Source organism: Corynebacterium sp. c25Ua_89 (genome assembly GCF_047459735.1).
GTDB classification, from domain to species: domain Bacteria; phylum Actinomycetota; class Actinomycetes; order Mycobacteriales; family Mycobacteriaceae; genus Corynebacterium; species Corynebacterium simulans.
In genome coordinates this window covers 1-20,741 of sequence record NZ_JASBOD010000006.1, presented here as the reverse complement: position 1 = coordinate 20,741, position 20,741 = coordinate 1, and the positions used below count along the sequence as shown (strand labels likewise).

At 58.4% G+C, this 20,741-nt stretch carries 26 protein-coding genes; 19 read left to right on the top strand and 7 right to left on the bottom strand.

Annotation, left to right across the window (positions count from 1 at the left end; translation table 11 throughout):
• Positions 1–9: 9 nt before the first annotated feature.
• A complete protein-coding gene (locus tag QKB66_RS09490; protein ID WP_414253184.1) occupies positions 10–858 on the bottom strand; it encodes an aldose epimerase in 849 nt (282 codons plus the stop codon).
• 104 nt (positions 859–962) lie between these two features.
• The gene (locus QKB66_RS09485; protein ID WP_070823020.1) at positions 963–1,439 is read right to left on the bottom strand and encodes a YdcF family protein; all 477 of its coding nucleotides are present in this window, start codon (positions 1,437–1,439) and stop codon (positions 963–965) included.
• A gap of 31 nt (positions 1,440–1,470) precedes the next feature.
• Between QKB66_RS09485 and QKB66_RS09480 the strand changes: the two genes are divergently transcribed.
• Entirely contained in the window at positions 1,471–2,448 is a 978-nt protein-coding gene (locus tag QKB66_RS09480; RefSeq protein ID WP_414253183.1) for a LacI family DNA-binding transcriptional regulator, read from the top strand.
• A gap of 9 nt (positions 2,449–2,457) precedes the next feature.
• On the opposite strand, the gene purE is transcribed toward QKB66_RS09480, so the two are convergent.
• Both purE and QKB66_RS09470 read right to left on the bottom strand, forming a co-directional pair.
• Positions 2,458–2,973, bottom strand: coding sequence for a 5-(carboxyamino)imidazole ribonucleotide mutase (purE, locus tag QKB66_RS09475; RefSeq protein ID WP_414253182.1), 516 nt, complete (start codon positions 2,971–2,973; stop codon positions 2,458–2,460).
• 77 nt (positions 2,974–3,050) lie between these two features.
• Positions 3,051–4,331 carry a 5-(carboxyamino)imidazole ribonucleotide synthase gene (locus tag QKB66_RS09470; protein WP_414253181.1) on the bottom strand — a complete coding sequence of 427 codons (1,281 nt, stop codon included), beginning with the start codon at positions 4,329–4,331 and terminating at the stop codon, positions 3,051–3,053.
• Here QKB66_RS09470 and budA point away from each other — a divergent pair.
• The gene (budA, locus tag QKB66_RS09465; protein ID WP_248092374.1) at positions 4,317–5,036 is read left to right on the top strand and encodes an acetolactate decarboxylase; all 720 of its coding nucleotides are present in this window, start codon (positions 4,317–4,319) and stop codon (positions 5,034–5,036) included. The two genes, QKB66_RS09470 and budA, sit on opposite strands and share 15 nt — an antisense overlap.
• Here the strand turns inward: budA and QKB66_RS09460 are convergent.
• A complete protein-coding gene (locus QKB66_RS09460; RefSeq protein ID WP_070588293.1) occupies positions 5,033–5,473 on the bottom strand; it encodes a hypothetical protein in 441 nt (146 codons plus the stop codon). The two genes, budA and QKB66_RS09460, sit on opposite strands and share 4 nt — an antisense overlap.
• A 45-nt stretch (positions 5,474–5,518) precedes the next feature.
• Here QKB66_RS09460 and QKB66_RS09455 point away from each other — a divergent pair, with 45 nt between their 5' ends.
• Positions 5,519–5,653, top strand: a complete 135-nt coding sequence (locus QKB66_RS09455) for a hypothetical protein (protein ID WP_282440059.1) — start codon at positions 5,519–5,521, stop codon at positions 5,651–5,653.
• A gap of 110 nt (positions 5,654–5,763) precedes the next feature.
• On the opposite strand, the gene QKB66_RS09450 is transcribed toward QKB66_RS09455, so the two are convergent.
• Both QKB66_RS09450 and QKB66_RS09445 read right to left on the bottom strand, forming a co-directional pair.
• Entirely contained in the window at positions 5,764–6,624 is an 861-nt protein-coding gene (locus QKB66_RS09450) for a biotin--[acetyl-CoA-carboxylase] ligase (protein WP_414253180.1), read from the bottom strand.
• 54 nt (positions 6,625–6,678) lie between these two features.
• Entirely contained in the window at positions 6,679–7,299 is a 621-nt protein-coding gene (locus tag QKB66_RS09445; protein WP_070432437.1) for a hypothetical protein, read from the bottom strand.
• A 47-nt stretch (positions 7,300–7,346) separates the two neighbouring features.
• Between QKB66_RS09445 and QKB66_RS09440 the strand changes: the two genes are divergently transcribed.
• The 16 genes from QKB66_RS09440 to QKB66_RS09365 all read left to right on the top strand — a co-directional run bounded on the left by QKB66_RS09440 (position 7,347) and on the right by QKB66_RS09365 (position 20,695).
• The gene (locus QKB66_RS09440; protein ID WP_414253179.1) at positions 7,347–8,339 is read left to right on the top strand and encodes an ABC transporter ATP-binding protein; all 993 of its coding nucleotides are present in this window, start codon (positions 7,347–7,349) and stop codon (positions 8,337–8,339) included.
• Positions 8,340–8,513: 174 nt separating this feature from the next.
• On the top strand, positions 8,514–9,797 hold the full coding sequence (locus QKB66_RS09435; protein WP_061920769.1) for an ABC transporter substrate-binding protein: 1,284 nt from the start codon (positions 8,514–8,516) through the stop codon (positions 9,795–9,797).
• A gap of 198 nt (positions 9,798–9,995) precedes the next feature.
• Positions 9,996–10,952, top strand: a complete 957-nt coding sequence (locus QKB66_RS09430) for a carbohydrate ABC transporter permease (RefSeq protein ID WP_062035752.1) — start codon at positions 9,996–9,998, stop codon at positions 10,950–10,952.
• A complete protein-coding gene (locus QKB66_RS09425) occupies positions 10,952–11,773 on the top strand; it encodes a carbohydrate ABC transporter permease (RefSeq protein WP_061920765.1) in 822 nt (273 codons plus the stop codon). The genes QKB66_RS09430 and QKB66_RS09425 overlap by 1 nt, the downstream gene beginning before the upstream one ends.
• The gene (locus tag QKB66_RS09420) at positions 11,773–12,138 is read left to right on the top strand and encodes a hypothetical protein (protein ID WP_414253178.1); all 366 of its coding nucleotides are present in this window, start codon (positions 11,773–11,775) and stop codon (positions 12,136–12,138) included. The genes QKB66_RS09425 and QKB66_RS09420 overlap by 1 nt, the downstream gene beginning before the upstream one ends.
• Positions 12,138–12,323: a hypothetical protein gene (locus tag QKB66_RS09415; RefSeq protein WP_248092377.1), complete on the top strand. Its 186-nt coding sequence runs from the start codon at positions 12,138–12,140 to the stop codon at positions 12,321–12,323. Before QKB66_RS09420 ends, QKB66_RS09415 begins: the two co-directional genes overlap by 1 nt.
• Positions 12,320–13,834, top strand: coding sequence for a maltose alpha-D-glucosyltransferase (treS, locus tag QKB66_RS09410; RefSeq protein WP_248092380.1), 1,515 nt, complete (start codon positions 12,320–12,322; stop codon positions 13,832–13,834). Before QKB66_RS09415 ends, treS begins: the two co-directional genes overlap by 4 nt.
• 325 nt (positions 13,835–14,159) lie before the next feature.
• Positions 14,160–15,464, top strand: coding sequence for an inorganic phosphate transporter (locus QKB66_RS09405; RefSeq protein ID WP_248092383.1), 1,305 nt, complete (start codon positions 14,160–14,162; stop codon positions 15,462–15,464).
• A gap of 8 nt (positions 15,465–15,472) precedes the next feature.
• Positions 15,473–15,775, top strand: a complete 303-nt coding sequence (locus QKB66_RS09400; protein ID WP_248092386.1) for a hypothetical protein — start codon at positions 15,473–15,475, stop codon at positions 15,773–15,775.
• A gap of 206 nt (positions 15,776–15,981) precedes the next feature.
• Positions 15,982–16,233: a hypothetical protein gene (locus QKB66_RS09395; protein WP_248092389.1), complete on the top strand. Its 252-nt coding sequence runs from the start codon at positions 15,982–15,984 to the stop codon at positions 16,231–16,233.
• A 162-nt stretch (positions 16,234–16,395) separates the two neighbouring features.
• Entirely contained in the window at positions 16,396–16,623 is a 228-nt protein-coding gene (locus tag QKB66_RS09390; RefSeq protein ID WP_248092392.1) for a hypothetical protein, read from the top strand.
• 54 nt (positions 16,624–16,677) lie between these two features.
• A complete protein-coding gene (locus QKB66_RS09385; protein ID WP_070823030.1) occupies positions 16,678–17,979 on the top strand; it encodes a metallophosphoesterase family protein in 1,302 nt (433 codons plus the stop codon).
• Positions 17,980–18,059: 80 nt separating this feature from the next.
• Positions 18,060–19,394 (top strand): carboxyl transferase domain-containing protein, encoded by a 1,335-nt coding sequence (locus tag QKB66_RS09380; RefSeq protein ID WP_248092398.1) that lies wholly within the window; start codon positions 18,060–18,062, stop codon positions 19,392–19,394.
• A 13-nt stretch (positions 19,395–19,407) separates the two neighbouring features.
• On the top strand, positions 19,408–19,602 hold the full coding sequence (locus QKB66_RS09375; RefSeq protein WP_061920746.1) for an acyl-CoA carboxylase subunit epsilon: 195 nt from the start codon (positions 19,408–19,410) through the stop codon (positions 19,600–19,602).
• 23 nt (positions 19,603–19,625) lie between these two features.
• A complete protein-coding gene (locus QKB66_RS09370; RefSeq protein ID WP_070823033.1) occupies positions 19,626–20,222 on the top strand; it encodes a Maf family protein in 597 nt (198 codons plus the stop codon).
• A 50-nt stretch (positions 20,223–20,272) separates the two neighbouring features.
• On the top strand, positions 20,273–20,695 hold the full coding sequence (locus tag QKB66_RS09365; RefSeq protein WP_062042025.1) for a DUF3151 domain-containing protein: 423 nt from the start codon (positions 20,273–20,275) through the stop codon (positions 20,693–20,695).
• Positions 20,696–20,741: the final 46 nt, after the last annotated feature.

Sequence of the window (20,741 nt, the reverse complement as noted above, 5' to 3'; positions counted from 1 at the left end):
CTTTCTTTACTAGATTGCGCTCAAGCGGAGCTCGTAGGCAATCGGTTGATGTGCGTTAATTTCGGCAAGGTCGATGCCACTGCGCAGTGCGTTCGGTGGAGCGCTCATGGGTTCCACTGCGAGTGCACGGCCGCGGCCGGGGTAGTTGTCCGGGGTATACATCTGTATCCAGTCAAGGCCCGGCCCCATTGCAAGGCGAACGCCTTTGCCTGCGGAAACGTAATCCGCCGTGAGGGGCCCCTGTCCGCGGAAGCAATCATCCCAAGCCACGTCAGCGATACGCTGCTGCTTGACGACGACGCTTTCCACCACGCCCGTGGGCAAGTTCCGGGTATCAAGAAGGTGGTGTTCGGTGACGCCGAGACTAAGAATTGAGGCGTCGGCAGCCGCGCCGCGGGCAGAAAGATAGGTATGAAGGCCAAACGCGAAGGGGCAATCCTGCTCCGCGCGGGCCTCAAAGCGGGCGTGAAGCCCAGTTTGATCGAGGCTGTAAGTGGCGGTGAGCTGAATGGGCCACGGCCAAGGGGCCTCGATCTGGGTGGTGAGCTGAACTTGGTTCACGCAGTAGCGCTTTAATTCCCAAGCCTTGTCGCATACAAAGCCATGGATGGCGTTGTTGCGCTCAGGCTCGTTGACGGGCAGACAGTAAACGCTCCCCCGCCAGTTAAAACGACCATCTGCAGTGCGGTTAGGCCACGGGGCAAGAACTACGCCGGCGCACATGGGCGGGAGATCCTGATAGGTCTCGACCAGCGGCTCGGCGGCGAAGGTCAGCGATTTAATACCGCCGCCGAAGCTGGCAATTTCTGCCTCGTATGCGCCATGCGCTATCCGGTAAGTAGGTGCCTGACCGGTCATAACCTAAGGCCTTCCTTTTCCGTGTGTAACTCACTACGTGGCTTAGGTTAAGACGCTGCTCAAACGCTAGTCAAACGTTTGCATAAACTTGCATAATGAATTTGCTAACGCCCAAAAGCGCTGATGACTGGTAATAAACGGCGCCACATAATCCGTGCCGCGGAGTGCGGAGTGGCAAGGACCTCACGCAAATAGTTTTCTGGTTTTAGCGCCCATGGCGTGAAAGCAGGATGCACGCGAATCGGGATTCCGAGGTGCCACGACCACAGCTTGGTACGCAGTGCATGGAAATCACTGGTGACTACATCGAAGTAAGGCGGCTTGCTCATCGCATAGGCATTTTCGAGGTTCTCATTAGTGCTCGTGGCACGTGGCTCGACGATTATCTTCTCGCGCGGGACTCCCCTGCCCACCAAGTACTCGGCCATGACTTCGGCCTCGCCATAACCGGAGACGATGATGTCTTGTCCCCTCCAAATACGAAATGCATGCTCGAGCCTGCGCTCAAGCATGGGGCCAGGCGCGCCGCCTTGCACGCGGGCTCCCAGGACCAAAAGGGGGACTAAGCTAGGGCCGAACATAATGCAAAAGCCTAATTGAGAAAGGACTTCCGTGGCCACACCGACCTTGAAGGACCTCGCCGCAGCCACGGGGGTTTCTATCTCCACCGTCTCCCGCGCGCTGGCCAATCACCCTGCGATTTCTCCGGCGACCACGCAAAAGGTCAAGGCTGCGGCCGAGCAACTAGGCTATCGCCCGAATGCGCAGGCACGTGCGCTGCGCGGTTCACGCTCGGATGCTATCGGTGTGGTGATTCCGAACCTGGCGGATCCTTATTTCGCACTCATTGCTGCCGCGATTGAAGCCGAAGCCGAGCGCGTTGGCATCGCCGCCATCATGACCACCTGCTCTGAGTCACCTGAGCACTTAGCCAAAGCACTCGACGCACTGACATGGCGGCAGGTAGACGGCATCATCACCGTCCCGGTTGAAGGCGCCGAAGCAGCGCTAAAAGACGCCGCGAACTCCCGGCCACTGCTGCTCATCGACCGAGAGCTGCCGCCCTTCCCCGCCGTTGCCTCGGACCCGCGCCCGGGCATGTTCGCGGCATTAACGCAGCTGCGTCAAAAGGGTCACCGCGTGGTCGGCTATATTCCAGGCCCGCAGCAAACTTCTACGGGCAGGCAGCGGCTGAAAGTCTTCCGCGGTGCAAGCAGCGAGTTTTCCACGCATTATGTACAAGGAGGCTTCCGCCGCAAGGACGGCTACGTGGGAGCATTAGAGCTCTTTGAAAAGGGCGTTACCGCCATCGTGGCGGGTGATTCCATGATGACGGCTGGTGCGCTGGCCGCCTGCTATAACGCCGGCAAGGCCATCGGTGAAGACATCGCGTTGGTGGGCTACGACGACTTAAATCTCTTCCGCCTGCAACCGGTGCCGATCTCGGTAGTGGACCAGGACATGGCGGCGTTGGGCCGGCTAGCAGTCCAGCACCTGACCAAGGCGATTACGCATAACGCAACACCGACCGGGGTAAAGATTCCCACCTCTTATATCCCCCGCGTTTCCACCGCCCGGCAGTTCTCCTAAGGGCGGTAGCTACAGGAAATCGCCTACTCCCCCCAGCAGCTGGGCGCGCAAGTTTGCGTCCTTCTTCTCCACCTCGGCGGCCATATTTTCTTGGTACTGCGCCATCTTCTCGGTTAGTTCAGGATCCCCTGCGCCGAGGATACGAACGGCAAGAAGGCCCGCGTTCTTAGCGCCGCCGATAGACACGGTCGCCACCGGCACGCCACCGGGCATCTGCACGATGGACAGCAAGGAGTCCAGGCCATCCAAGTCCTTCAGCGCGCGCGGAATTCCGATGACCGGAAGCGGAGTCGCCGCAGCAACCATGCCCGGCAGGTGCGCAGCACCGCCGGCGCAGGCGATGATGGCCTTCAGGCCACGCTTATGCGCGTCCTTGGCATAAGAGAGCATCTTTTCTGGGGTGCGGTGCGCACTGACGACGCCCACCTCGAAAGGCACGCCGAACTCCGCCAAGACTTCGGCAGCAGGTTTTACGGTAGGCCAATCTGAATCAGAACCCATGATGAGGCCAACGAGTGGTTCCATATCTTCTCCTAGATAGTTGTTACTGGGGGCAGCAAGAAGGTTGCGGGAATCTGTGGAAAATTATGCAGGCAGAGCTTTTAGAGCCAGGCCGCGTGCACGAGGAAGTGCGCAGCGTCTGCCGCGATGTGGCGGGTTTGTTCGACGTCCTCACCCACGACGTTGACGTGGCCAATCTTACGGCCGGCGCGGTAGTCCTTGCCGTAAAGGTGAATCTTGGCCTGCGGGTAACGCTCCATCACGGCACGTACGCGTTGCGGCATTGGCATTTCTGGATCTTCCGGGCCACCAAGGACGTTAGCCATGGCGGTGACGGGAGCAAGCGCTGTGGTCTCACCGAGCGGCAGATCCAAGACTGCGCGTAGGTGCTGCTCGAACTGAGAGGTAACGGAACCGTCCTGGGTCCAGTGACCCGTGTTGTGCGGACGCATCGCGAGTTCATTTACAGCAAATTCTTCTACTGCTCCATCGCTTGGGAAACCAGCAGCGGAGGCTGCGGCAGCCGAGGCCGCGCTACCCCAGTTGTCCGCTTCAGCGACAGTGTAAGCAAAGAGTTCAACTGCCAGCACGCCAGTCACTCCTAGCTGCGTGGCCACGAGCTCGCCGACCTCGGCGGCGCGCTGCGCCAGCTCTGGGCTCAGGCCCGGCGCGGGCGCGAAGGCCTCGGCACAGATGCCGTCACGCTGCACGGATTGGGTAATCGGCCAAGCCTTCACCTCGCCGGAAGGACGGCGGGCGACTAGAACCGAAAGCTCGCGGGTGAGGTCAACCTTCTCCTCTGCCATCAAAGGCGTGCCGGCTTCCAGAAGCTCAGCGACCAGGGAATCCAGCTCCTCTGCAGCGGGGAACCACACGCCGTGGCCGTCGTATCCACCGCGACGGGCCTTCAAGCAAACGCGGCCTTCTACAAGCTCGGCAAAATTACGCGCATCCTCAACAGAGGCGATTTGTGCAAAACGCGGAACCGGTGCACCCAGCTCCGCCAGCTTTTGGCGCATAAAGAGTTTGTCCTGGGCATACAGGAGCGCGGAAGGCTGCGGCTGGACGTTATAGCCGGCGTCGATAAGCGCCTGCACGTGATCGGTGGGCACGTGCTCGTGCTCGAAGGTCAGCGCATCGGCATCTTTGGCTGCAGAAACCAGCGTCTCGTAGGCATGGTAATCACCCAAGACCACGTCTGGAATGACCTGCGCTGCGGACTGCTCCTGCGAGGAGGCAAGAATGCGCAGGTGGATGTCGAGCTCGGCGGCAGCCGGCTGCATCATGCGTGCGAGCTGGCCGTCGCCATAAACGGTAACGATGGGCTTTGCTGTATGACTCACCCATCCAATACTAGCCTTAACCTTATGATCGTCAGGCATACCATCTTCCAGAACTCCCTCATGGCCGCTCTGTTGGACGGCATTTATGACGGCGAAATGACCATTGGTGAGCTGCTCGGCAAGGGCAACTTTGGCATCGGTACCTTCGATGCGCTCGACGGCGAAATGTTGATTCTCGACGGCATCTGTTACCAGCTGCGCGGCGACGGAACTGCCACCATCGCGGACCTGGACCAGGGAACGCCCTTTGCGGTGGCCACCAATTTCGTACCCCGCATCAAAGTGCAAGCACCGCGCGGAATGCGCCGCGAAGAGCTTTCGGCCTTCGTCGATGAAGTCGAGCCTTCCGCCAACTACATGTACGCGGTGCGGATAACGGGGCGCTTCGAGTCAGTGCGCACGCGCACCGTGGTCAAACAGTCCAAGCCCTACCCGCCCATGGCGCAGGCGGTGGGCGGCGATAAGGAGCTGTACTTTGAAAACGTCGAGGGCATCATCGGTGGTTTCCGCACCCCAGTGTTTGAAAAGGGAATCTCGGTGCCAGGCTGCCACGTTCACTTTATCGACGCCGCGCGTTGCTCCGGCGGGCACGTACTGGACTACGTCGTTGACGAAGCCACCATCGAGCTCTGCCCCGGCACCGATCTTGAAATGCGGCTGCCGCTTACCCAGGAATTCGAGCAAGCCAACCTGGCTCCTGAGGATCTGGACCACCAGCTGCACACCACAGAGGTTAAGAATTAGAAGAGCTCCTGCTCGTTGAGAATTTCTTCCACGCGCTTGGCCTTGGGGATGGAAGAGAAATACATTGGCCGCTCATAACCGTGGATGGCCAGCGAGATCCCACCGCGGCGCCGCCTAGCACCGCGAATATCCTGCAGCGGGATGGAATCAATATGACCGCCCTCGCGGGCGATTACGCGCAGGTTAGTAACGATGAAGCGGCGCCGGCGCGCGCGGTAGAGCGGCATACCGAAACGCCACAGCGATAGCAGCGCCCAGATTAAAACGATGCCGTTACGCAGGTTTCTGTCTAGGCCGTGGACATCCGCCCAGCCGATGCCCATCCATGCCACGCCGGTAATGAGGATGAGCTCAAGGAAAGGAAAGATCAGCGCGCGAAACGGCGCTGTCATATCCACGCGGACTACTTCGCCGCGCCCCATCTTCATCAGTCCCATAGGGGTGCATGATACCCGCCGGAGACGGCGAAGGACTTCAGCAACGTGGCCTATTCCGCGGCTGAAATCACCAACGGCGATTCCTACACCGTCACCATCGGCGGCACTGTCGCTGAGGCGACTGCCGGTGAGGTCTCCCAGGGAATGGGCGGCGGTCCGATGAGCGGACAGTGCCCCTAAATAGACGCAATTTGCCAAATAGGAATGCCTACCACGCTCTGCGGCGGGCCCTATTTGGCAAATTGTGCTTTAAAGCGCCCCGCCACTCCACTCAGCGCAGCAACGAGTCGCTACTGCACGGGACGCAGGTGGGTGACATCACCTGCCGAGTAATACTCGCCGCCGACGTTGATGCGGCCGTCGTCGCCAATGCCCTCGACGACACCCACGACGTCGCCAGTCGGCGCTTCAAGGCGAACTTCCTGGCTGATCGAGGAGCACACCGCACGGTAATCTTCCATGAGCTGTGGGTCTTGGTTCTCCCACTGGGTGATGCGACGACGCAGGTTCTTGAGCAGGGCAATCGCCAATTCCGTGCGATCCGTATCGCGACCTTCCAGCATGAGCGAGGTGGCCTTTTCGATAGGCAGCTGCTCGCGAGTAAGCGTGACGTTCAGGCCCATGCCCACAACCACCCGCGCGGAAGGCGCAGGCGCGGCCTGCGTTTTCGGGGCGACCTCAGCCTTATTGACTTCAGCCTTGTTTACTTCCGCCTTGTTTACCTCAGCCTTGCTGACTTCGGTCTTGGGCGCGGACTTGAAGGCGGCACCCACGGGGCCAGCCTCGGCAAGGATGCCGCAGAGCTTGTTGCCGTTGATGTGAACGTCGTTCGGCCACTTCAGAACGGAGCCCTCGACGGTGTCGGTGACGGCCAGGCCCGATGCCAGTGGCAGGGTGCCTAGGCGCTCGAGGGAATCCGGAAGGATAAGAACAGAAAGAATAAGCTGCGAACCAGCTGGGCTTACCCAGGTGCGACCTAACCGGCCCTTACCGGAAACCTGCTCGTTGGTCAGCAACACCGTGCCATCGGCAACGTTTTCAGCCTTCATAAGATCGGTGTTGGTTGAGCCGGTCTGCTCAACATATTCAACTAGAGCAAAGTCATCCGCCAGCGCGGTACGAATGCGTTCAATATCAAGTGCAGCTGTCATGCTCTAAGAGGGTACTCGACTATGCCGCATGCATGTTTACACGCAGAACAAAGGCTAGAACCAGTTTGGCTTATGCAGGATTTCCTGCGCGGACCTTTCATCCAAGCAGCTAGTCAAGACTGCCTGCGGCAGCGCCTTTTCCACCTGTTCCGGGGAGATGGTTATGCCTCGGTTGCCCGGCAGCCATTCCACGGTGTCAACAATGAGCTTGTCGTAGATAAAACGCTTATCCCCCGTCAGAGAGCGGCCATCGCCTTCCATGACGACGGTGTAGCGAATTTCAGGATCCACCCATTCACAAACCCACTGGCCATATTCAGTGACCTCAGAATCGGAGATGTTAAGCCCCGCGGCAGTAAGACTGTCCTTCATAAGGGCGCGATCGAAGTGGCCGTTTTCTTCCAAATAGCCGCGCGCAGCGTTCGCATCAGCCTGCTCACCGAAGATCTTTTTGAAAGTGGTATCGCGCGGTGCGGGTGTCGCAGAGCTGGAAGGCTTTTCCGATTCTTTCGTCGGCTCGCTACTCGGCGCGGCAGAAGTTTGAGCGGATTCGGAAGAAGTCTGGGATGCGGCGACGGTGGTCATTGGTGCGGCAACGTCCTCAGAAGCAGCGCCGGAGCAGCTGGCTAAGGGGAGAACAAAAAGAGGGACAAAGAGAGGGATAAGCTTTTTCATGGCGCCAACCAGCATATGTGATTTAACGGGGGTGCTAGTGTAGGCGCATGGCAAAGGTCACTTTTGAAAAGGTCAACATCACCTACCCCAACGCCGCAGCCCCCACGGTCAAAGACCTTGACCTGGAAATCGCAGACGGCGAATTCTTGGTGTTGGTCGGCCCCTCAGGCTGCGGAAAATCCACGACGCTTCGTTCGCTTGCAGGTTTGGAGCCGACCTCCAGTGGCCGCATCTTGATCGACGATAAAGACGTCACCGGTTTGGAACCGGGCGATCGCGATATCGCAATGGTCTTCCAGAACTACGCCCTTTATCCGCACCTCACCGTGGCTGAAAACATGGGTTTCGCGCTAAAGCTGGCGAAGATGCCAAAGGATGAGATCAAGAAGAAGGTAAAAGAAGCTGCCGATATCTTGGGCCTTAGCGAGTACCTGGACCGCAAGCCGAAGGATCTTTCCGGTGGTCAGCGCCAGCGTGTGGCCATGGGCCGTGCCATCGTGCGTAATCCAAAGGTCTTTTTGATGGATGAGCCTTTGTCCAACCTTGACGCCAAGCTGCGTGTGCAGACCCGTTCAGAGCTAGCCAGCCTGCAGCAACGCCTCGGCACCACCACGGTTTATGTCACACACGACCAAGTTGAAGCGATGACCATGGGTGATCGCGTTGCTGTGCTCAAAGATGGCGTACTGCAGCAGGTAGCGTCCCCGCGTGAGCTTTACGACGCCCCGGTCAACGAGTTCGTCGCCGGCTTCATCGGATCGCCTGCGATGAATATCTTTGACTACGACGGCGGCCGCATCGGCATTCGCCCGGAAGACATGCACATCATCGACGGCCCAGTCGGTATCCACGGCACCGTCGACATCGTCGAGGAGCTCGGCGCCGAGTCCTTCGTCTATATCAATGTGGGCGAGCAGCGCTTCGTGGCCCGCGCTGACAAGGGCCGCACTCCACAGCGCGGCGAAGAAGTCCTTCTCTCCTTTGATGCGAAAAATGCACACCATTTCGACCCCGAAACGGGCGAACGCATCGAGCGCTAATCCAAACTGCAAAGAGTTGTTGGGGGTAATAGCCACCCCCAACTTTTCCTTTTCTGCAGGACTTTTGCAGGAAGGCTCATTTCTACCTAGTGAATTAGGTCAAAAATTCCACGAAGTGTGGACACTGTAACTTATTTTTAAGGCACAAGAAGTTTTCCGAAAGGTTTATTGCCCATGAAGAAGTCCGTACTTCGCTCTCAACTTCGTACCGTCCAGAAGGGCGCCGTCGTAACCACCGCTGCTCTCGCGCTGGCTCTGGCAGGCTGCTCCTCCGACGAAGGCTCATCCGATTCCGCCGCACAGGGCTCCGTAGACGGTGCCGACGGCCGCGGCCCTATCACCTTCGCGATGGGTAAGAATGACACTGACAAGATCCAGCCAATCATTGAAAAGTGGAACAAGGAGCACCCAGAAGAAAAGGTCACCTTGAAGGAGCTGGCCGGTGAGGCTGACGCACAGCGCGACACCTTGGTTCAGTCCCTGCAGGCAGGCAACTCTGACTACGACGTCATGGCACTCGACGTCGTCTGGACCGCAGAGTTCGCCGCAAACCAGTGGCTCGCTCCGCTGACCGATGACCTTGAGGTTGATACCGATGGTTTGCTGGACTCCACCGTTGAGTCCGCTACCTACAACGACACCCTCTACGCACTGCCGCAGAACACCAACGGCCAGCTGCTGTTCCGTAACACCGACTTGGCAGACAAAGCTCCGGAGAAGTTCGCTGATCTGAAGTCCGCATGTGAGGCGCTCAAGAAGGACACCTCCTGCCTGACCACCCAGCTCAAGCAGTACGAGGGACTGACCGTTAACACCGCCGGCTTCATGGAGGGCTGGGGCGGCTCCGTTCTTTCTGATGATGGCGCTCCTTCCGTGGATTCCGCAGAGTCCAAGGCCGGCCTGCAGGCGCTTGTCGACGCCTACAAGGACGGCGTCATCTCCAAGGACTCCACCGCCGCCACCGAGGAGGAGACCAATCTGGCCTTCACCGAGGGCAAGTCTGCTTTCGCAATCAACTGGCCTTATATGTACACCAACGCTGAAGATGCGGGCGTGAAGTTCGAAGTCCAGCCGCTGGTGGGCAAGGACGGCGTCGGTGTTTCCACCCTGGGTGGCTACAACAACGGTATCAACATCAACTCTGAGAAGAAGGCCACCGCGCTGGACTTCATGAAGTTCATCATCAACGAGGAAAACCAGAAGTCCTTCGCTGAGGCTTCCTTCCCGCCGGTTCTGGCTTCCGTCTACGATGACCCAGCCCTCATTGAGCAGTTCCCGTACCTGCCAGCTCTCAAGGAATCCCTCGAGAACGCAGCGCCGCGTCCGGTTTCCCCGTTCTACACCGCTATTTCCAAGGCCGTGCAGGATAACGCTTATGCAGCTTTGACCGCTGACAAGTCCGTGGACGATGCAACCAAGGACATGAAGGCCGCCATCGAGGCTGCTTCCCAGGGATAAATTTTAAGCTCCTTGCAGCTCCTTTCTTCTTGTAGGAAGGCTCAAGAAGTAGGTGCCATGCGGGGCGTGGGTGAGCTTGTGTGCTCGCGCACGCCCCGCATTGTCTTTGATGTCAGGCACACCAGTTAGACTCTTACCCAACCAGTTAATCTCCAGCAGAAAGGCGTCCCCAGCGTGGCAGTAACAACGCCCACCGCCATGAAGCGCAAGCAGAATTTGCATGCCGCGGGCCTTATCGCGCCGGCTCTCCTTGTGCTCGCCGTCGTCATCGGTTACCCAATCCTGCGTGCCATCTGGCTTTCTTTCCAAGGAAACCGCCACCTCAACCCCAAGACAGGAATCTTTGAAGAAGGCGGCTTTGCAGGCCTTGAGAACTACCTGTACTGGATCAATAACCGGTGTGTTTCCGGCACTGGGCAGATAGCGCAATGCCCTCCGGGCGTGATTGCCACGGATTTCTGGCCGGCGCTGAAGATCACGCTGTTTTTCACTGTGGTCACCGTCCTGCTTGAGACCATCCTCGGTATGTTCATGGCCATCATCATGAATGGCGAGTACAAGGGCCGCGGCCTAGTGCGCGCCGCGGTCCTGGTGCCGTGGGCTATTCCTACTGCCGTTACAGCAAAGCTGTGGCAGTTCATGTTCGCACCAGATGGCATCGTTAACTCCCTGCTCGGCACCGACTTCGCTTGGACCACCGATCCTTTCTACGCACGTCTGGCAGTCATCATCGCTGACGTGTGGAAGACTGCCCCTTTCATGGCCCTGCTTATCTTGGCAGGCCTACAGATGATTCCGCGGGATGTCTACGACGCAGCCCGCGTCGACGGCGCAAGCCGCGTACAAACCTTTTTCAAGATCACGCTGCCGCTGGTGCGCCCGGCGCTGATGGTTGCGATCTTGTTCCGCACGCTCGACGCACTGCGCATGTACGACCTTCCTGTCATCATGATTTCGGCTTCTTCCAACGCCCCTACTGCCACTATCTCCCAGCTAGTGGTTGAGGATATGCGCCAAGGCAACTTCAACTCGGCTTCTGCGCTGTCCACACTCATCTTCTTGCTCATCTTCGTCGTGGCCTTCATTCTGGTTCGCTTCTTGGGGGCCGATGTTTCTGGCAGTAAGCGCGGTGCGAATAGGAAGGCGGCCAAGTAATGAAAAAGTTCGGACACTACGCAGGCATCATCTTCATCATGTTCTGGGGGCTTGCGCCCTTCTACTGGATGGTCATTACTGCGCTTCGCAATAAAGACCACACTTTCGACACCACGCCGTGGCCTACCCATGTCACCTTGGAGAATTTCCAGGATGCACTGGCTACTGATAAGGGCAATAACTTCCTTGCCGCTCTCGGCAATTCCTTGGTCATTTCGTTGGCCACCACCGCCATCGCCGTCGCAGTAGGCGTATTCACTGCTTATGCTTTGGCGCGCTATAACTTCCCCGGCAAGGGCATCGTTACCGGCATAATTCTGGCGGCTTCCATGTTCCCCGCCATCGCCTTGGTTACCCCGCTTTTCCAGATGTTTGGCAACCTCGACTGGATCGGCACCTACCGCGCGATGATCATTCCGAATATTTCCTTCGCGCTGCCACTGACGGTTTATACCTTGCTCAGCTTCTTCCGGCAGCTGCCCTGGGAGCTAGAGGAAGCCGCCCGCGTCGACGGCGCCTCCCGCAGCCAGGCTTTCCGCCTGGTTCTGCTCCCGCTCGCAGCACCGGCACTGTTTACCACCGCCATCATTGCTTTCATCACCACGTGGAATGAATTCATGTTGGCGCGCCAGCTCTCGAATGATTCCACTGAGCCGGTCACCGTGGCCATCGCCCGCTTCTCCGGCCCCTCCGCGTTCGAATACCCTTATGCCGCTACCATGGCCGCCGGCGCACTCGTGACTATCCCGCTCATCATCATGGTGCTCATCTTCCAGCATCGCATCGTCGCCGGTCTCACCGCCGGAGGTGTGAAGGCCTAATGCTTAAAAACTTAGGGTTTGCCGCTATTTCTGCTTGTCTAGCTTTGGCCAGCGCTGCGTGCGCGCCTTCGGAGGAGGAACAAGTCGCAGCAAGCCAAGCTGAGTCCGCGGGCATGCCTGCCCCACTCATCTTGAGCACAGAGGAGCTATCTGGTCAGACCTTCGACCTAAAAATCGATGAGTTCCTCGTCATCACCGAGTCCGCAGGTCTCGATGCCGAGGTTAGCAATCCCGAAGTCGCTGAATTTTCCCCGGCACACACTGATGGCGCCACGGAACACAACGCCAGCGTTCGCGCATTAAAGGAAGGCGCTACCGCCATCCAATTGTCCGACGGAACCGCGTTCAACCTCAAAGTCAGCTAATGCGTCGGGCTTTATTGTGGGACACTGCTCTAGGTTTTGTTGGCTTCTTTGCCTTCCTTGCCTTAATCCAAGCAGTAGTCAATCTCTTCTCTGCCTCTCCCGCCATCTGGCCCGGTCTTTTGGCCGGTGGCCTGTGCGCCATTGAATATCTACTCTGGCGCGCAAAAAGAAAGGACCTCGCATGAATTGGTACGAAAACGCTATCTTCTACCAGGCCCTCGTCGGCTCTTTTAAGGACGCGGGTCCCAGCGGCGGCCAAGGCGTCGGCACGCTCCAAGGCGTCATCGAAAAGCTTGACTATCTACAGTGGCTCGGCGTCGATTGTCTCTGGCTTTCGCCTTTCTACGCCTCCCCTTTGAAGGATGACGGCTACGACATCGCCGATTACTACGCCATCCACCCCGATTACGGCACGATGGAAGACTTCGAACAGCTCGTAGCCGAAACCCACAAGCGCGGTATGCGTTTAATGACGGACCTCGCTCTCAATCACACTTCTACCGAGCACGAATGGTTCCAAGCGTCCCGCCGCGATCCTGCGGGCCCTTACGGCGATTACTACGTGTGGGGAGACGATCCGAACCGGTATCCCGAAATCCGCATCATCTTCACCGACGTCGAAGATTCCACTTGGGCCTGGGATGAGGTGCGCGAGCAGTACTACTTCCATCGCTTCTACTCGCACCAGCCGGATCTCAACTATGACAATCCTGCCGTCCACGAGGAAGTCTTCCGCATCGTTTCTTTCTGGATGGACAAGGGCCTAGACGGCTTCCGCTTGGACGCCATCCCCTACCTCTATGAGCGTGATGGCCAGGGAGGCGAATCCCTTCCGGAGACCATCGCGTTCGTCGAAAAGCTACGTGCCTTCATGGATGAGAACTATCCGGAGGCGGTCATGGTGGCCGAGGCCAACCAGCCGCCGAAAGAAACCATGGAATTCTTCGGCACCGGCAATCGCGTCCACATGGTCTTCAACTTCCCCCTGATGCCGCGTATCTATGAGGCACTTGCGCTTGGCGACGCCACCCCCCTCTACTCCATCATGGATGAAATCCCCGAGCTACCTGCCGGCTGCCAGTGGGGCACCTTCCTGCGCAACCATGACGAGCTAACGCTCGAAATGGTCGACGATGCCAGCCGCGAGCTGATGTATCGCCATTACCTTCCGGATGAGCAGATGCGTGCCCACGTGGGTATTGCCCGCCGCTTGGCTCCGCTTCTGGGAAATGACCGGCGCAAGATTGAGCTTTTCTTCTCGCTTTTGCTTTCCATGCCGGGTTCGCCTTTCTTCTACTACGGCGATGAAATCGGCATGGCGGATTCTCCTTCACTTCCAGACCGCGACGCGGTGCGCACCCCTATGCAATGGGCCCCTGGCGACGGCGCTGGCTTCACCACGGCCCCGCACCCGCGCCGCCCAATCGTGGGCGGCACGAAGATCAACGTCGAAGAGCAAAAAACGGATCCGACATCGCTGCTCAATACCGTGCGCGAACTCATTGCCCAACGAAAGGCCTTCCCCGAGCTAGCAAACGCCCCCTTCGAGGCGGTAGAAACGGGCGAAGCAGGCATCTTTGCTTTCCAGCGGGGCGGTCTTCTGTGTCTGCACAACTTCACCGCGGACGCCGTCGATCTGGGCCCGGTGGAATTAGGGCCATTTGGCTACGCTTGGCTGCCCATCGAGGACCAATAAGCCAGTGAATAAATAGGACCTAAACGGAAAATGCATATCGGTCGGGGGGTGCACTCCCCCGCCTTGGGTTAACAATAGGTTAACGCGATATGTATACAGCGGGAATCTTCACCAAAGACCGGCTATCTAATGACTTAAATACCGAACATAAAGCGCAAAACCCAAGGTCATGGCAACCATTGAGAGATTAGACCCAACCCCATGAGGGGTCTACTCTATACCGTTGTTAGTTAGGAACGCGGTTGCGACACTGTCGCCTAGTTTGATCTCGGCCGTCACGCCACGCTCCCTCGCTCGAGAAGAACCTTGGAAAGGGGTCGCGCCCGTGACAGCGACACTAATCATCTTGGCCATCGTGATCGTCACTGCCCTTGCCTTTGACTTCACCAACGGCTTCCACGACACTGCTAACGCAATGGCCACCTCCATTGCCACCGGCGCTCTGAAGCCATTTACCGCAGTCACCATTTCCGCAGTGCTCAACCTGCTCGGTGCCTTTCTTTCCGTTCATGTTGCCGCAACCGTGGCAAAAGGCATCGTCAACCTTGATTCCTACGATCTCTCTGTCGCAACCGATGGAGAAGCACTCCTAATGGTCGTATTCACCGGCCTCATTGGCGGCATCTTCTGGAACCTATTTACATGGCTCCTCGGAATGCCATCCTCTTCTTCCCACGCCCTTTTCGGCGGCCTCATCGGCGCAGCCTTTGCAGCCCTTGGCAGCGGCGGCGTTGCCTGGTCTTCCATCGCCGGCAAAATCATCATCCCAGCAATCGCATCCCCTTTCATCGCCGCCATGGTTTCGGCCTGCGGCACCGCGCTGGTCTACTGGGTTACTAACACCATCCCGGAGCGCGTAAAGAACGAGCACTTCCGCCACGGCCAGATCGTCACCGCATGCCTAGTTTCCTTGGCACACGGCGCAGGCGACGCCCAGAAGACCATGGGCGTTATCTTCTTGGCCCTCGTCGCAGCTGGTGAGGCTAATGCCGATCAGCGCATCCCGACCTGGGTCATCATTGCCTGTGCAGTGGCAATCGCAGCCGGCACCATGTCTGGCGGCTGGCGCGTCATCCGCACCCTGGGCAAGGGCTTGGTGGAAATCGAGTCCCCACAGGGTATGGCCGCCGAGGCATCTTCCGCAGCCATCATCCTCACCTCCGCCGCTGGCGGCATGGCACTGTCTACCACCCACGTTTCCACCGGCTCCATCCTCGGTACCGGCCTGGGTAAGAAGGGCGCACGGGTCCGCTGGGGCGTTGCAATGCGCATGGTTTCCGCATGGCTAATCACGCTGCCTTGCGCTGCTGCAGTCGGCTTCGCCACCTGGTGGATTGCAAACCTGGTTAGCGGTGCAACCAACACCCTGACTGGCGCCATCGTTGACGCCATCATCTTGCTCGCCATGGTCGCCGTAATCCTGCTGCGCGCTCGCCGCAACCCAGTGGATGCATCCAACGTCAACGATGACTGGGACGCTGACGCTGAGTCTGTTGACTCCTCCATGCAGGCTCACGAAAAGGTTGCCGCAGGCGTTGCCACCGGCAACGCTCCGGGCGCCGCGAATGGCGCACACGGCGTCGTCGACGACGCTTCCAGCTCCGCCCACGAAATCTCTCAAGGAAAGTAGGAATCGCCATGACCGCAATGGAAATTCTCGTCGCCATCACCCGCGTCGCCGGCTTGGCACTAGCCTTCGGCGCTGGCATCCCACTCCTTTTCGCCTTGGGCATGCGTTGCATGACCGGTGACCCAATCCGCGACAGCGACGGCGTCATCGTCGGCGACACCGAGGCCTCCGCCCAGATGAAGGTTTTGGGCTGGACCGTCTACGCAGTCCTGGGCGTAATCATCCTGATTGCCATCTCTTGGATTGCTAAGGATTCGATTCACAATTACTTCGGTATTGAGCTCTTCCCAGGCCTTTCCAGCAAGCATTAAGGCAGGACCTAAAACAAAGCTCTTCAAGCGTTAAGTTAACGAAAAGTTAACTAACACGGAACTAGAGGTTGCTAAACTAGCGGACCGAGCGTACCATCGGGTACTTATCAGCTCGTCCGCTAGTTTCTTTGTTTTTACCTACATTTATTTTCCCTACCCCTAGCGGCCGAAGATTCATTGTCCAGATCGAAAGAAGGTGAGCATCAATGAATACCATCAACGGACTGATTAACTCGTTCGCAACCACATTCAAGAGCGTCACCGGCACGGGCCTTGACGCCTTGGACGCAACCCCTATGGAAGCCCTCGTTACCGAGGAGCTTGTCAACCGTGGCACCACACCGGCCACGACGGATGACATCGTTTCCGTATTCAACTCCATTGCCGGCCGCGCACCGCGCACCGAAGAGGTCTACGAGGTAGAGCTCTTCCTCATGGATTTCGGCCTCGCAGCCTAAATTCCCCAGCCTCAAACCGTAAAGTGCCTAGCTTTTCCACAAAGGGAAGCTAGGCACTTTTCTTTGCCCCACATCACTTAGCAGCACAAACTAGTTTTGCGAGGGAAATCACCGGCGTTTTGAGACGCAAAACCGCGAGGGCATTCTTTAAACTCTGCAAACATGAATATTTCCTCACATTTGACCTCCCTCGAGGATGAGCAGGCTGCCACTACTGCCGGAGAAATCGCCGAACTTAAGCGACGCCGCGAGCAAGCCGCCGCTCCTTTACGCCGACAAGAACGTCCTCCGTCTAGCGCGCAAGCACGGCAACGTCCTGCTCTATATAGTTTCTCCCTATTCTCCTATTCTTCATCTGGCGGCCATTGCCCGGATACCAAAGCGCCTTAGTCTCCAACTGTATTTCAAAAATTTCTTATTTAATAAGGAGACTAGGAAAGCGCTATGTCCAAGATTAAACGCCGCAATTTCCTCTCAGGTGCCTCTCTTCTCGGGCTTGGCGCCGTAGCTTCAAACCGGAGCACAGCAGTCGCGCAAGATGCTTCGCTTCCCTTGGATAGCCCCTCGCAAGACGATCAAAAGCCATCTCGTCTGGAATTCAATTCCGACGGATCCTTTAAAGTCATTCAGTTCAATGACACTCAAGATGATCACCTAACCGATAAGCGCACAATCGAGTTCATGGAGCACGTTCTCGACGCAGAAAAGCCAGGGTTTGTGCTTATCAACGGCGATGTCATTTCCGCCGGCCCAACCACCCCAAAACAGGTCTACCAAGCCATCAATAACGTGGTCCTGCCAATGGAAAGCCGTGGTATCCCCTGGGCCGTTACCTTTGGTAACCACGACGAAGATTCCGCAGAGGAGGGCGGCACTGGCGTGCGCCACCAGCACATGACGCAGTTCGTGCGTTCCTACCGCCACAACCGAAATGCGCCTGCCTCGTCCGGCGGCTATGGTGCTTCGAATACGCATCTTGTGCTTTACGACGCCGCGACTGCTCGCTTCAGCTTTTGGCTTCTCGATTCTGGCCGCTATCACCCGGAGACCATCGGTGGACAAGATGCAGCAGATCTGCCGGCCTATGATTACATTCACCCAGAGCAGATTGCGTGGTACGCACAGCAGTCGGATGCGCTGGCCGCGGCGACAGGTTCTCAGGTCGAAGGGCTTATGTTCTTCCACATTCCTACCTATGAGCACCGCGACATGTGGTTCGGCGGCCCGCTCAAGAACGGTCTGCTTGACCACACGAAAGCGGTAAAGAAGCATGGAATCATAGGAGAAAAGAACGAAGACTGCTATGTAGGCGCCTTCAATTCTGGTGTTTATGCCGCGGCCCAGGCCCGTGGCGACATTCGCGGAATCTACTGCGGCCACGACCACATCAACACCTACATGGGCAACTATTACGGCATCGAATTGGGCTACGGCCCGGGCACCGGTTTTGGGGCCTACGGTCTCCGCGACGGCACATTAGCGCAGCACTCACTGCGTGGCGCACGCGTGTTTGAGTTTTCCGCCAATGCTGAGTCTGTCTATACCGGCACCCGAGTAATCTTCGCCAAAGACATTGGAATGGACATGGCCCCTGCCAAGCAGCCGCTTAAAGAACCAGCGGCGCTTCCGGAATACGTGGAACTTCCGGAAATCGATGATGCTTCCGATTCCCCAAGCGAACCTGTAGGAAACGGATCTTCGCAATCTTCGTGGGGGCTTTCTAGTCTACGCTCGAGTTCTTCCTAGCACTGGGCGCCATATGATTTCCCGCCATGCGTTCACCGCGAGGTGAGCGTATGGCGCCCAAGCTTGTAGACTGCATATCTATGACTGACATGAAGACCACCGCTGGCAAGATTGAGGACCTGAGCAATAAACTCACCGAGTCCCGAGCGCCACAGGGCGAGGTCCCTGCCGCACGTAGCGCGATTACCGCGTTATTCGATGCCGGCTCCTTCGTCGAAACCGACGCACTGGCGCGTCACCGCTCCACCGACTTCGGCCGCGAGTATGACCGCCCTTATACCGACGGCGTTATCACCGGCTATGGCACGGTAGGCGGCCGCAAGGTATGTGCTTATGCACAGGACGCAACCATCTTTGACGGCACCATGGGCGAGGTTTACGGCGAGAAGATCACCAAGCTTTATGACCTTGCCATTAAGACCGGCGTTCCTATCGTAGCCATGGTCGCCGGAGACAAGCCCCGTGCCCAGGAAGGCATCGTTTCCTCCGCAATGCAGGCTCGCATCCTGGCCCGCGCCACCACGGCATCTGGCCTTATCCCGCAGGTCACCGCGGTCTACGCCGATTCCAAGGATGCTTCGCTGGTCGCCGCGCTTGCCGACGTCACCATTGCCCCCGACGGCCATCTCAACGCCAGCTCCGAAGCCAATGAGATCGCCTTGATCCAACAGGTTTTGAGCTACCTGCCGGCGAATAACCGCGCTGAGGCCCCGCGCACGGATGCCCCGCTCATGGTGGGCTCCGTCGAAGAAAATATGTCTGCGGATGACGAAGCCCTCAACAGCATCGTCGGCGATTCCGGCGAAGTTGACCTGCACGCAGTCCTCGAAGCAGTCTGCGACGATGTCTTCGAGCTCGAAGCTAAAGTTGAAGGCGTCTTTACCGGCTTCGGCCGCGTCGAGGGCCGCACCGTCGGCATCATCGCCAACCGTGCAACTTTCGACGCCGCGGCTTCCGCCAAGGCCGCACGTTTTGTCCGCCTCTGCGACGCCTTCAATACGCCAATCCTCGAATTCGTGGATGCTCCCGCCCTGCAGCTTGAAACCGCAGCGCTGGCGAAGTTCGTGCATGCCTACTCCGCAGCGAGCGTCGGCAAGCTCAGCATCATCGTGGGCCGCGCGCACGGTACCGGCTACATCGCTTTCGGCTCCAAGGACCTGGGCGCAGACTTGTCCTACGCCTGGCCGACCGCCGAAATCGCAGTTGCCGCCGCCGCCGCATTGGCCCAGGAGCTCGAGATTTCTGAGGAAGAAGCAGCCGAGTACCTAAGCCCGTATCAGGCAGCCGAGCGCGGCCTGGTGGATGCGGTTATCACTCCCGCCGCGACCCGCGCTTCCATCATCGAAGCACTGCGTCTCCTGGAACGTAAAATTGTCCCTACTTTGCCGAAGAAGCACGGCAACATCGTCTTGTAATAAGGAAAACACCATGACTGCTCCCCTGATTAAGGTCCTCAAGGGTAACCCTTCTGACGAAGAAGTCGCAGCGCTTTCCGCAGTTTTGACCCAGCTGGATGCCGATGCCCGCGCCAAGGCCGCAGATACCCGCGCTACCCGCGATCTCTGGGGCCAGCCGGGACAGACCTATAACCCGTCCGCGTTCCGTAACGTGCGCTACTACTAAGCGCCAAGGTTGAAGCCGAATTCATGCGAATTGTCCTCGCTTCTCAATCCCCATCCCGCGCCTCCATCTTGCGCGGGGCCGGGGTTGAACCTGTTTTAGCCCCAGCACACGTCGACGAAAGAGCCATCGAGGCGTCGCTAAGCAGCGCCCCGCCTGCCGACGTCGTCGCAGCCCTTGCCACCGCAAAGGCCGAAAGGGTAGCGCCCGATTACCCCGCAGACGTTGTCATCGGCGGCGACTCAATGCTGCTTTTGGATGGCCAGCTGCAAGGCAAGCCGCACACCGAACAGGCCACCGTGGAGCGCTGGCGCGCCCAAGCCGGCCACTGCGCCGAGCTGTTAACCGGTCACTGCATCATCCATGGCGAAAAGCGCCACGTGGAGACCTCCCGTACCAAGGTCTTCTTTGCGTCTGCCACCGAGCGTGACATCGCCGCCTATGCGGCAACGGGCGAGCCCTTGGAATGCGCCGGCGCCTTCACCTTAGAGGCTCTCGGTGGCTGGTTCATTGACCGCATCGAGGGCGATCCCTCCTCCGTCATCGGGCTTTCCCTGCCGGTAGTCCGGCGCGCGCTGTATTCCTTTGATCTGCACGTCTCGGACTTCTGGAACGCGGTTTAGATTCCCTAGCCATCTGCACCACCAAGCGGATTGGCGGTAGGGTTGCGGGCATGGAAATGAAAGACATGCTAGCCCCTGCCCCTATTGAGTTGCCTGCCGATCCAGGCGCGGATTCTGTTTCCGACCTGCAGGCCGGAATCGTCGCGCACCCTAATTCCCCACTGCTGTGGGCGCTGCTGGCGGAGCAGGAGCTAATCCGCCTGCGCGAGGACGAGGCTCTGCCGATCGCCTATATCACCGCTTATGCCTACGCACGCACGGGCTACCACCGCAGCCTCGACCGTTTGCGCGGCAACGGCTGGAAGGGCTGGGGCCCAGTTCCTTATGCCCACGAGCCGAACCAGGGCGTTCTGCGTGCTATCGCTGCTCTCGCGCACGCTGCACAGGCAATCGGTGAGCAGGACGAGTACGACCGACTCCGCCAGATGCTTTCCGACGCCGACCCAGACTGCGTAGCCCGCCTCCTCGACTAAATCGAATAACTAAAACTTAAAAGGCCTCGGTCTCGGCTCTTGAAAA